Genomic DNA, 12352 nt, shown 5'->3' on the forward strand with positions numbered 1-12352 from the left:
GTCACTTGACGCGAACCCAGTCCATCCTCGTGGATATCGAAAAGTTGCACGTCAAAACCTTCAAAATACAGGGCAATTTGCAAGGTGCTGAGTTTCTCGCTGAGCGTAAGCGATTGCTAACTCAGTTGGATAATAGCCTCGGACCACTGGTGCGAAAAGGTGTTGGTATTGCCGATCACCCAAAGCTCAAAAGCGTATTAGGGATTTCCAGTCGCAGCTTGGTTCATCATTGGAGTAAGGCCGGTGTATCAGAAGGTATTCCTGGATATGCAACACACATTCGGGGTGTTGCTCGAGCGAGTCAGTATATGAAGGTCGGCGGGTTTGTTGGAATTGGACTAGGGGCATCAGCCTCGGCATTGAAGGTGAGGGAAACGTGTCGAGTTGGAAGTGAGGATGATTGTCAAAGAGTGAAATATACAGAAGGTGGCAATTTTGTCGGGAGCGCTGGGGGGGGTGGTTAGGTGGTGCTTCAGCAGCGGCGAGTGCGGGCACAGTTTGTGTTGCTATAGGTGCAGGCACTGCTCTCGGTGGTGCGGGTGGGGCGTTAGCTGGAGAGAGGATCGGAGATTTTATTTATGAGGGGGGAAGTAATGAAAGGTGAGTTTTACGCGTTTTATATGTGGTGCTGGTTAGGCGTATTTATGTTTATTTTTTTGACCTTCTTGGTTCAAGTTTATTTTTCTTATTCTAAAGTTAATGAGATATTGGAGTGCCTAGGTAATTCAAATGTTGTTTTAGTTCGTAAATGTCTTCTTGGGAGAGGATTTTTTAGTAGGTCGTTTTTTGTACTGACGATTGCGGGGATGCTTGTGTTTCCTGAAACACATATAAAAGACGGTGGGTTTACTCGTGAGGAGTTTGAAGGAGTTCCTTATCGGCTTAAATTTCAACTAAAGGCTTTGGTATATGTTTTGTTTTTCTTGGTTGGAGTGTGTATCGCTTTGTGGGGTGTTGGTAAGTATATGGGGTGGCTTGATAAAAATTTTTAGAGGCTCGGTTATTGGTGGATTATTTACCCATATTTTATCGTGAAGGAGTATTCTTTAATGCTAATGCAGTCCATACCCCGCAGATGGCTATTCCACTCCCCGATTCAATCGACCGAAAACATTTTCGTCATTTTTAGCAGCTCCATCGTTGCCAAGCCTTTGGGTGCTTATGGGGCTTCAGCCGCTTGCGCCGGAATTGGGGTTGCGACGGTCGGAGTAGGCGGATTAGTTTGCGGTTTAGTTGTAGTCGGCGCTGCCAGCGCCTTAGGCGGAAAGGGCCTGGCCAGTGTTGGAGAAAGTTTTGGGGAATATATTTACGAGAGGACTCAGTAGTCATGGGCGACGGTCGAACTGTCTATATGTACTGCGTTGGGGTGTTAGCTATCTTGGTTGTTATCGTTTTTTTGGCTCAGGTTTACATTGCCTATTTTAAAGTTGACGAGATTTTTAAATGTTTAGGGTCCTGTAAGTTAGTGTCGTATCGGAAGGGATTCGTCGGCTCTAGCTTTTTCGGTAGGGTGTTTTTCGTAAATGCGGTTTCGGGAATGTTTGTCTTCCAGAGAATACATATTAATGATGGGGCGGTTACTCGTGAGGAGCTTGAAAGTGTTCCCTGCAAGCTAATGCGTGAGTTGAGGCTGTGGGGTTTTTTCTTGATGTTGGTTGGGGTGTACGCCATAACGTTATGGGTCGTCGGTAAATATATGGGTTGGATTAAGTAACCCATTCGAGGGTCGCAGGTATTAATGCTGATTATTTATCTCCCAAGCGTGAGGAGTATTTTCGCAGTCTGATAGCAGGTCCGTCGTGAGGCTAAGTGTAAGAAGGTCAGGCTAACGGAGGGAGGATTTACAGTGCAAATATATGGCGCGCAAGACGTATACTCTATTTTTTGTTTGTGTTTTTTTTGCTGGTGGTTTTAATGCCTGTGTGGGCTTTATATATTGCCTATTTCAAAGTTGAAAAAATAAGTCTGCATTTAAGGCGTAGCGGGCATCTTATAGATGCAGATGTAAGTATTGGTTGGGACCCTATAAGTCGATCGTGGGCGGTTAGGGATGTGATTGGTGCTTTCGCCTTTCCGACCCAGGCGATAAATCTTGGGCGCCTCAGTGCTGAAGATTATGCTGAATTTCCCAAGGGGCTAAAGCTGAATTTGAGGTGTTTAGGTGGATCTACGGTGGGAGCTTTTTTTGGAATTTTTATCTTACTCGCAATTGGCGATTTCATGGGGTGGCAAGATGTTGACTGGTTTTAGATTGTATTTTTGAATTTGCTTTATTTGCTCACGTCTTACTGTAATAGGAGTATCTCCAATGCCGAAACAATTATTGCCTCGCGAGTGGCTAATCTCCTTCCAGTCTACCGAACACCTCTTCGCCATTCTTAGTAACGCCAGCGACGCCAAACCTCTCGATACCTGGCGAAGCACAGCCGCCGGGATCCTACCCCAACCAATTTGGGCAGGCACGGCCTACGCCGAGTGGGATGAAGTAATGCCCTATGTCGGCATCGTCGAACCCGACAGCCCCTTTCTCGATTGGATAGCAACGACCGAGTCGACAGACTGGGGCTGGCTGGCGGTGTCGTCGAGCCCACTGGAAACGGTGGTGGCGCACTTGCAAAGCCTGACCAAGGTGTATTTGCCGGATGACCAGCAGGTCTTTTTACGCTTCTGGGATGGCGCTCAGTTTTTGCCGATGTTGCAAACGCTGGGCGATGAGGCGGGAAAGGTGTTGCCGGTGTTCCAACGTTACCTGATCAATGGCCAGGCACTGTCGGTGGCGACGGGCGAGGTTACGGCTGCCAAAACCAGTCCATGGTGGCGAGTTCCGGCACCGATTCTGGAACACCTGGCGGAGCAATCACCGCAAGTGCTGATCGACAACCTGCTGCAATGGCTCGAAGAGCAGCGCCCGGATCTGTACACCGCCTTCACGCCAACGACCTTGCAGCACAAGGTCGCCTATTTTGCGCGAATGCCGGATATCGGCCACAAAGCGCTGACCGACTATCTGGCTTTAGAGTTGAGGTGAGCCCAACGCGGGGCAAGCCCGCTCACCACAACTCTGCACCTTTGCCCCCGTAGAAGGTAAACTTCGCCCCCTGCGCAGGAGCAACCATGAATTATCGTCACGCCTTTCACGCCGGCAACCACGCCGATGTCTTCAAACACCTGACCTTGACCCGTCTCATCGCCCTGATGTCGCGCAAGGAGCAGCCGTTCGCCTACCTCGACACCCACGCCGGGATCGGTCTGTACGACCTGCAAGGCGACCAGGCCAATCGCACCGGTGAATACCTGGAAGGCATCGCCCGTCTGTGGGGCGAGAACGACCTGCCGCCGTTGACCGCCGATTACATGCGCGTGCTGCATGAGATGAACCCGGATGGCCAGTTGCGCTACTACCCGGGCTCGCCGGAGCTGGCGCGGCGCCTCACGCGGCCCCAGGACCGTGTGTTGCTCAATGAAAAGCACCCGGAAGACGGTGTGCTGCTCAAGGACAACATGAAAGGCGATCGCCGGGTCAAAGTGCACCTGGGCGAAGGCTGGCATGTTCCGCGTGCCTTGCTGCCGGTGCCGGAAAAGCGCGCGTTGATGCTGATCGACCCCCCGTTCGAAAAGCTCGACGAGATGCAGCGCTGCGCGGCGTCCCTCAAGGAAGCGGTCAGCCGCATGCGCCAGACCGTCGCGGCGATCTGGTATCCGGTGAAGGACCAGCGCATGTTGCGCCGCTTCTACCAGGACCTGGCCGGTACTGGTGCGCCGAAGTTGTTGCGGGTGGAGTTATTGGTGCATCCGCTGGACACGCCCAACACCTTGACCGGTTCGGGCCTGGCGATTGCCAACCCGCCGTGGGGTTTGGAGGAGGAGTTGCGCGAGCTGCTGCCGTGGCTGTCCAAGAAACTTGGCCAGACCCAGGGCGGGTGGCAGATGGATTGGTTGATCGCTGAGTAATCCGATCTACAGCCATGCACAGAGCAAATGTGGGCGCGAGCAAGCCCGCTCCCACATTTTTAGATCAGCGTCACTCTTAGATCGGGCAGGTCACGCCTGTGCCGCCGATCCCGCAGTAACCCTGTGGATTCTTCGCCAAATACTGCTGGTGATACGCCTCGGCGAAGTACACGGTCGGTGCTTCTTCGATTTCCGTGGTGATGGTGCCCAGGCCAGCCTTGGTCAGTTCATTCTGATACGCCTGGGCGCTGGCTTTCGCCGCCTCCAGATGCTCCGGCTTGACCGCATAGATCACCGAACGGTACTGGCTGCCGATATCATTGCCCTGGCGCATGCCCTGGGTTGGGTTGTGCAGTTCCCAGAACATTTTCAGCAGCTCTTCGTAGCTGATCTTGTCCTGGTCAAACACCACCAGAACCACTTCGCTGTGGCCGGTCAGGCCCGAGCAAACTTCTTCATAGGTCGGGTTCGGCGTGTAGCCGCCGGCATAACCCACCACCGTGCTGACGATGCCTTCGCGCTGCCAGAAACGGCGCTCTGCGCCCCAGAAGCAACCCAGGCCAAAGATCGCAAACTCTACGTTGTCGACAAATGGGCCCAGCAGCGGGTTGCCGTTGACGAAATGAGTCTCGGGTAAAGACATCGGCGTTTCACGGCCAGGCAAGGCCTGTTCTTGAGTAGGAAGCACGTTTTTGTTCACCAGAATTTCCGAGCGCAAGACCATGATCAGTCCTCTCAGTCAGATTGAGTTAGGTAAGTAGTCAGGTAGCCAGTGTGCCCGAGTGTTACAGCGCTGTCAGGCGATTGGCCCGCGCGGGTAGCGTTTAAGCATCTTCATCAGGTCTGCACCGGGGATCGGCCGGTCGAACAAGTAGCCCTGGCCCACATCGCAGCGATGTCGACGCAAGAACGCGAGCTGCTCGCCTGTCTCGATACCTTCGGCCACCACCTTGAGCTTGAGGTTGTGGGCCATGGCGATCACTGCCGAGGTGATTTCCATGTCGTCCTGGTTATCCGGGATTTCGTGGATAAAGCTGCGATCGATTTTGATGATGTCGATGGGGAATTTTTTCAAGTAGCTCAGCGACGAGTAACCGGTGCCGAAATCATCCATGGCCAGGGTCAGGCCAAAACTTTTGAGCTGGTCCAGTTGCAGGCGCGTGTCTTCGGTGGCTTCCAGCAGCAAGCCTTCGGTCAGCTCCAGCTCCAGCAGGTTGGCCGGTAGCTGCTCTTCTTTGAGGATGGTGGCGATCGAGGCCACCAAGTCGGGGTCGGAGAACTGCTTGGGTGACAGGTTGATCGCCACCTGCAAGTTGCCCATGCCACCGGCGCTCAATTGCTTGCTCATACGGCAGGCCTGGCGAGCGATCCATTTGCCGATGGGGATGATCAGCCCGGTTTCTTCGGCCACGCTGATGAACTGGTCGGGGCGGATCATGCCCTTTTCCGGATGGTTCCAGCGCAGCAGCGCTTCCATACCCAGCAAGCGACCGCTGCGCAGGCAAAGCTTGGGCTGGTAGAACACGTCCAACTCGTTCTGGGTCAAGGCGCGGCGCAGGTTATTTTCCACGAACAGTTTGTAACTGGCCTCGGCGTTCAGCGCTTCGGTGAACACCTGCACCTGGTGTTTGCCGTTGGCCTTGGCCTTGTGCAGGGCTAAGCCGGCGTTACGCATCAGGGTCTGCGGGTCGCGGCCATGCAGCGGAGCGCAGGCCAAGCCCACGGAGCCGGTAACGCTGATCAACTGGTTGTCGACGAACATCGGTTTGTCGAGGGTAGTCAACAGCTGGCTGGCGACTTGTTGGCCCGTCTCCAGGTCGGCGTCGTCCAACAGCACCGCAAATTCGTTACTGGCAAAGCGCGCCAGGCTCCCACCGGCACTCAGGCTGTTACGCAGGCGGCGGGCCAGGCTGATCAGCAGTTTGTCGCCGGTCTGGTGGCCGAGGCTGTCGTTGATCCGCTTGAAGTTGTCGATATCCACCAGTAACAGACTGATCGGGGTATCGCTGTCTCGGGCAAAGCGTTCATCGAGGTTGCGGATGAATGCCGGGCGGTTGCCCAGGTTGGTCAGGTTGTCGGTGTAGGCCAGGCGTTCGATGCGCTGTTGGGCCAGCTTGGTCTGCGTGATGTCTTCGTAGATGCCGATGTAGTGGGTCAGCTCACGGTTGTCGCCATAGACCTTGGAGATCGACAACTGGCCCCAGTAGGGTTCCAGGTTCTTGCGACGGCTCTTGAATTCACCTTGCCAACTGTTGCTCTTGGCCAGGCTCGACGGCGCATCGAACAGCAACTCGCTGAGGTTCTCCAGGGCCGGCAGTTGCGCCAGGCGATGGCCATGGACTTCTTCGGCGCTGTACTGGGTGATTGCGGTAAAGCTTGGGTTGACGTACTCCACCACGCCGTCGCAATTGACCAGCAGAAAGGCGTTGGCGCTTTGTTCCACGGCGCGCTGGAACAGGTGCAGGGCGCTGGTGGCGGTACGGCGGTTGTGGTTGTTGATCACTTGCGCAAACTGGTCCGCCAACTCTCCGGCAAAGGCGATCTCATCCGATTGCCAGTCCCGCGGGCTACCACTTTGTTCCAGGCACAACACGCCGACGACTTGGCCGTCGACGCGGATACTGGCGTCGAGCATCGCGTGAACATCCTTGGCGCGCAGGCTCTCGGCCATTTCCCGGGTGCGCGGGTCTCGCATCGCGTGGGTGGCGTCGATGGCGCGGCTGGAATGCAGGGCTTCCAGGTAGTCCGGGAAACTGCTGGCGTCGATCGGTTCAGGCAGATGGTGCTGTTGTTCGGTACGCTGGTACGCCGAGATCGGCACCAGGCGCTGGCCTTCGAGGTTCCAGATGCTGGCGCAGTCAATCTGGTAGATGTCGCAAGCGCTACGGGTGATCAGCTCGGCAGCTTCCTGCAGCGAGTTGGGGGTGGTGTAGCGCTGGCGCGCCAGCAACAGAATCAGCTCCTGTTGGGCGCGCACGCGTTCCAGGTGCTGCAACTGTTCCTGCTGGGCACGTTGATTAAGTTCCAACGCAATTTGCAGGCGGCTGTTCTGGTTTTCCAGGTCTGCGGTCGGCGCGGGTGCAGGGATCTCGCTGAACAGCCCATCGACTACCATCAGGTAGCCGCGCAACAGATGGCGGTTGTGTTGTTTGTAGGCCTCGCCCATTTCCAGCAGGCTCAGCGGGCCGTCGTTGGTGTGCAGGGTGTAGCGCACCAGGTAATGCGGGCTCTGGGTCAGTTGCTGCTGGATGGTGTCGTGCAACTGATAGCGCGCCTGGGGTTCCATCAGGCTGGCGTAGGGCGTGCCGATCAAGGCGCACAGTTCGACCGCCGGCAGGCCGAATTGGCGCTCGCAATTGGGGTCGAGGTACAAAAGAGCCCAGCTAGCCTCATTAAGCCGTTCGAAACGCAACATACCGAGGCGCGAAGGCACCGGTAACTGCGTCACTACCTCGGCCGCCATTCGGGCGACATCGGATTGGCTTTTCATGGGGAAACTCGCTTGGGAAGATGCCTACGGCGCCGGGCTTACGCCCTCTTTACTGTCGTTTGCGGCAAGGTTGCATCATGCAGCACGGACTGACAAGAGAGGATAAAGGCTAAGTGCTATAAGGCTGTTATCGGCCGGGCGGGGGATTTCTACAATCTGGGTGAAGGGGGTGTACAACCTCTTTTTTTATGTCCAAGTTCTTGCTTGAAAATAGACCAAAAAAAGCCCCGCCAATTGGCGGGGTTGAGGTACGAGCGTGGCGCTCGGAAATCGTTGCAACCAGGCCTCCCCGGTGAAGGGGAGGCCCGCTGTGGCTTACAGCAGGATGGTGCGGATGTCGTTGAGCAGTTGGCTCAGGCGCTGCGTGAAGCGTGCAGCAGCGGCGCCGTTGATCACGCGGTGATCGTAGGACAACGACAGCGGCAACATCAGCTTCGGCTGGAACGCTTTACCGTCCCATACAGGCTGGATAGTGGCCTTGGAAACACCCAGGATTGCCACTTCCGGCGCGTTGACGATTGGCGTGAAGCCAGTGCCGCCAATGTGACCGAGGCTGGAGATGGTGAAGCACGCGCCCTGCATGTCGTCCGGGGTGAGCTTCTTGTCGCGGGCCTTGGCTGCCAGTGCAGCGGCTTCGGCAGCGAGTTGCAGCAGGCTCTTCTGGTCGACGTTCTTGATGACCGGTACCAGCAGGCCATCCGGGGTGTCGACGGCAAAGCCGATGTTCACGTATTTCTTGCGAATGATCGCTTTGCCGCTTGGTGCCAGCGAACTGTTGAAGTCCGGCAGTTCCTTGAGCAGGTGAGCACACGCCTTGAGCAGCAGTGGCAGCACGGTGAGTTTCACGCCGGCCTTCTCGGCCACGGCTTTCTGCGCAACGCGGAAAGCTTCAAGGTCGGTGATGTCGGCCTGGTCGAACTGAGTCACGTGCGGGATGTTCAGCCAGCTGGCGTGCAGACCTGCCGCGCCGATTTGCATCAGGCGGGTCATCGGCACTTCTTCGATTTCGCCGAAGCGGCTGAAGTCCACGGTGCGGATCGGAGGAATACCCGAACCACCGGTAGCGCCGCCTGCAGCCGGAGCTTCCTTGGCTTTCTGCATCATGGCTTTGACGTAAGCCTGCACGTCTTCTTTCAGTACGCGACCGTGAGGGCCAGTGGCCGATACGGCATTCAGCTCAACACCGAATTCACGTGCCAGTTGGCGTACGGCTGGGCCGGCGTGAACCTTGGCACCGCTAGGCGCAGGTGCAGCAGCAGGGGCTGGTGCGGCCTCGGCTTTTGCAGCAGGTGCCGGAGCAGCGGCGGCCGGAGCCGCTTCAGCCTTGGCCGCCGGTGCAGCGGCCGGAGCTGGAGCAGCAGCAGGCGCAGCGCCTTGTACTTTCAGCTTGAGGATGAAGTCACCAGTGCCGACTTCGTCTTCCAGTTTGACTGCAATGCTTTCCACTACGCCGGCAGCCGGCGATGGGATTTCCATGGAGGCCTTGTCGGACTCCAGGGTGATCAGCGACTGGTCGGCTTCGACGGTGTCGCCGACCTTGACCAGCAGCTCGATGATCTTGGCCTTGCCCGACGAACCGATGTCCGGAACATGGATGTCCTGAACACTGGCTGCGGCAGGTGCAGCAGCCGGGGCCGCAGGGGCCTCGGCAGCGGCTGGCTTTTCAGCAGCAGCGGGTGCAGTAGCAGGAGCCGCAGGGGCCGCAGCAGCGGCACCTTCGATTTCCAGCTCCAGCAGTTCGTCGCCTTCTTTCAGGCGGTCGCCCAGCTTCACTTTCAGGCTCTTGACCACGCCGGCCTTGGGAGCAGGGATTTCCATGCTCGCCTTGTCCGATTCCAGGGTCAGAATGCTCTGGTCGGCTTCGACTTTGTCGCCAACCTTCACAAACAGCTCGATTACTTCACCTTCACCGCTGCCGATGTCAGGTACGCGAATGAGTTCGCTCACAAAAAATCTCCTCAGCAGTCCAGTGGGTTGCGTTTTTCCGGGTTGATCCCGAACTTGACGATAGCGTCAGCCACCACCTTAGGTTCGATCTCACCACGGTCAGCCAAGGCTTCCAGGGCTGCCAACACCACGAAGTGACGGTCAACTTCGAAGAAGTGACGCAGCTTCTTGCGGCTGTCACTGCGGCCGAAACCGTCGGTGCCCAGGACTTTGAATTCCTTGGACGGGACCCACTGGCGAATTTGTTCAGCAAACAGTTTCATGTAGTCGGTAGAGGCGATCACCGGACCTTTACGGCCGGCCAGGCACTCTTCGACGTAGCTCAGGGCAGGCTTCTGACCTGGGTGCAGGCGGTTGTTGCGCTCTACGGCCAGGCCGTCGCGACGCAGTTCGTTGAAGCTGGTAACGCTCCATACGTCAGCGCCGACGTTGAACTCTTCACGCAGGATCTTCGCCGCTTCACGGACTTCACGCAGGATGGTGCCGGAGCCCATCAGCTGCACGTGGTGCGCCGCTTCCTTGGTGTCTTCTTCGAGCAGGTACATGCCCTTGATGATGCCTTCTTCAACACCGGCCGGCATGGCGGGTTGCTGGTAGGACTCGTTCATCACGGTGATGTAGTAGAAAACGTCCTGCTGCTCTTCGGTCATCTTCTTCATGCCGTCCTGGATGATCACCGCCAGCTCATAGCCGTAGGTTGGATCAAAGGTGCGGCAGTTCGGGATGGTGGCAGCCAGGATGTGGCTGTGACCGTCTTCGTGTTGCAGGCCTTCGCCGTTCAGCGTGGTACGGCCGGCGGTGCCGCCGATCAGGAAGCCACGGGTACGGCTGTCGCCTGCTGCCCAAGCCAGGTCGCCGATACGCTGGAAGCCGAACATCGAGTAGAAGATGTAGAACGGCAGCATCGGCTGGTTGTGGCTGGAGTACGAAGTACCGGCAGCGATGAAGGAACTCATGGCGCCCGCTTCGTTGATGCCTTCTTCGAGGATCTGGCCCTTCTTGTCTTCCTTGTAGAACATCACCTGGTCTTTATCGACTGGCTCGTAGAGCTGGCCGACGGAGGAGTAGATGCCCAACTGACGGAACATGCCTTCCATACCGAAGGTACGAGCTTCGTCCGGGATGATCGGTACGATACGCGAACCGATTTCCTTGTCCTTGACCAGCTGCGCGAGGATCCGCACGAAAGCCATGGTGGTGGAGATTTCACGGTCGCCCGAGCCGTCCAGGATTGCCTTGAGGGTATCCAGTGGTGGTGTCGGGATGTCGAAGCTCTTGGCGCGACGCTGTGGCACGAAACCGCCCAGCGCGGTGCGGCGCTCGCTCAGGTAACGGGCTTCGGCGCTGTTCGGCTCCGGCTTGAAGAACGGCAGGTTTTCCAGCTCGTCGTCTTTGACCGGGATGTCGAAGCGATCGCGGAACAACTTCAAGCTGTCGACATCGACTTTCTTGGTGTTGTGTGCGGTGTTTTTCGCTTCGCCGGCACCGGTGCCATAACCCTTGATGGTCTTGGCCAGGATGACGGTCGGTTGTTCTTTGTGGTTGACCGCTTCGTGGTACGCCGCGTAGACCTTGTACGGGTCGTGGCCGCCACGGTTGAGTTTCCAGATCTCGTCGTCGGACAGATCAGCAACCATCGCCTTGAGTTCAGGCGAGTTGAAGAAGTGTTCACGTACGAACGCGCCGTCTTTGGCTTTGTAGTTCTGGTACTCGCCGTCGATGACTTCGTCCATGCGACGTTGCAGGATGCCGTCGACGTCTTTGGCCAGCAGTGGGTCCCAGAAACGGCCCCAGATGACTTTGGTCACGTTCCACTGAGCACCGCGGAACACGCCTTCGAGTTCCTGGATGATCTTGCCGTTGCCGCGAACCGGGCCGTCGAGGCGCTGCAGGTTGCAGTTGATGACGAAGATCAGGTTGTCCAGCTTCTCGCGGCCGGCCAGGGAGATGGCGCCCAGGGATTCCGGCTCGTCACACTCGCCGTCGCCCAGGAAGCACCAGACTTTCTGCTTGCCTTCCGGAATGAAACCGCGTGCTTCCAGGTACTTCATGAAGCGTGCCTGGTAGATCGCCTGGATCGGGCCCAGACCCATGGATACGGTCGGGAACTGCCAGAAGTCAGGCATCAGCCAAGGGTGCGGGTAGGACGACAGGCCCTGACCGTCGACTTCCTGGCGGAAGTTGTTCATCTGGTCTTCGCTGATGCGGCCTTCCATGAACGCGCGGGCGTAGACGCCTGGCGAGGTGTGGCCCTGGAAGTAGATCAGGTCGCCGCCGTGTTCGTCGGTCGGGGCCTGGAAGAAGTAGTTGAAGCCGATGTCATACAACGTTGCGCTGGAAGCGAAGCTGGAGATGTGACCGCCCAGGTCCGAATCTTTCAAGTTCGTGCGCATTACCATCGCCATGGCGTTCCAGCGTACCAGCGAGCGAATGCGGCGTTCCATGAACAGGTCGCCAGGCATGCGTGCTTCGTGGGTAACGGGGATGGTGTTGCGGTATGGCGTGGTGATGGCGTAGGGCAGTTGCGAGCCGCTGCGGGTCGCGAGTTCGCCCATACGGGTCATCAGGTAGTGAGCACGGTCTTCGCCTTCTTTGTCGAGAACCGATTCCAGGGCGTCCAGCCATTCCTGGGTTTCGACGGGATCGAGGTCTTGCATGGCTTGCTCCAGGGCGGAAAGGCTACCAGAATCGGTTGCCTGAAGTTTGCGACTGGCCTTGTGGGCAGACGACATAAATTCTTGGATGGCCGAAGGTTGCTTCGGCGTCCTGTAGTTTTACTACAAATCGTCGGCCATTTCAGCCTTTCGAATGTATATACGAGTAGTAAAACTACACAAGACTGAGCGTATGGCTCGGTCTGGCTGGTGAGCATAATCGTTATTGTTGATCTATTGCGAACAAGAAAAGGTGAAAGTTTGATGTTGCCTGCCAAGATTAAATTAATTTCAGCTATTTATAACCTTT

8 protein-coding genes are annotated in these 12352 nt (G+C 56.9%); 4 read left to right on the forward strand and 4 right to left on the reverse strand.

Annotation, left to right across the window (positions count from 1 at the left end):
* Nucleotides 1-593 precede the first annotated feature (593 nt).
* From BFL40_RS01320 to BFL40_RS01345, 4 genes are all read left to right on the forward strand, one after another.
* On the forward strand, nucleotides 594-992 hold the full coding sequence (locus tag BFL40_RS01320) for a hypothetical protein (protein WP_139213520.1): 399 nt from the start codon (nucleotides 594-596) through the stop codon (nucleotides 990-992).
* A 922-nt stretch (nucleotides 993-1914) separates the two neighbouring features.
* The gene (locus BFL40_RS01335) at nucleotides 1915-2250 is read left to right on the forward strand and encodes a hypothetical protein (RefSeq protein ID WP_071482708.1); all 336 of its coding nucleotides are present in this window, start codon (nucleotides 1915-1917) and stop codon (nucleotides 2248-2250) included.
* 58 nt (nucleotides 2251-2308) lie between these two features.
* On the forward strand, nucleotides 2309-3028 hold the full coding sequence (locus BFL40_RS01340; RefSeq protein ID WP_071482709.1) for a DUF4123 domain-containing protein: 720 nt from the start codon (nucleotides 2309-2311) through the stop codon (nucleotides 3026-3028).
* Nucleotides 3029-3114: 86 nt separating this feature from the next.
* Nucleotides 3115-3951 carry a 23S rRNA (adenine(2030)-N(6))-methyltransferase RlmJ gene (locus BFL40_RS01345; protein ID WP_071482710.1) on the forward strand — a complete coding sequence of 279 codons (837 nt, stop codon included), beginning with the start codon at nucleotides 3115-3117 and terminating at the stop codon, nucleotides 3949-3951.
* Nucleotides 3952-4027: 76 nt separating this feature from the next.
* On the opposite strand, the gene msrA is transcribed toward BFL40_RS01345, so the two are convergent.
* The 4 genes from msrA to aceE all read right to left on the reverse strand — a co-directional run bounded on the left by msrA (nucleotide 4028) and on the right by aceE (nucleotide 12045).
* Complete coding sequence (gene msrA / locus BFL40_RS01350; protein WP_063033432.1) at nucleotides 4028-4675, reverse strand: peptide-methionine (S)-S-oxide reductase MsrA; 648 nt, start codon at nucleotides 4673-4675, stop codon at nucleotides 4028-4030.
* 72 nt (nucleotides 4676-4747) lie between these two features.
* On the reverse strand, nucleotides 4748-7441 hold the full coding sequence (locus tag BFL40_RS01355) for a putative bifunctional diguanylate cyclase/phosphodiesterase (protein ID WP_071482711.1): 2694 nt from the start codon (nucleotides 7439-7441) through the stop codon (nucleotides 4748-4750).
* Nucleotides 7442-7756: 315 nt separating this feature from the next.
* A complete protein-coding gene (aceF, locus tag BFL40_RS01360) occupies nucleotides 7757-9388 on the reverse strand; it encodes a dihydrolipoyllysine-residue acetyltransferase (protein ID WP_071482712.1) in 1632 nt (543 codons plus the stop codon).
* Between the two features lie 11 nt (nucleotides 9389-9399).
* Entirely contained in the window at nucleotides 9400-12045 is a 2646-nt protein-coding gene (gene aceE, locus BFL40_RS01365; protein ID WP_071482713.1) for a pyruvate dehydrogenase (acetyl-transferring), homodimeric type, read from the reverse strand.
* Nucleotides 12046-12352 lie beyond the last annotated feature (307 nt).

This window comes from Pseudomonas costantinii (assembly GCF_001870435.1).
GTDB lineage: Bacteria > Pseudomonadota > Gammaproteobacteria > Pseudomonadales > Pseudomonadaceae > Aquipseudomonas > Aquipseudomonas costantinii.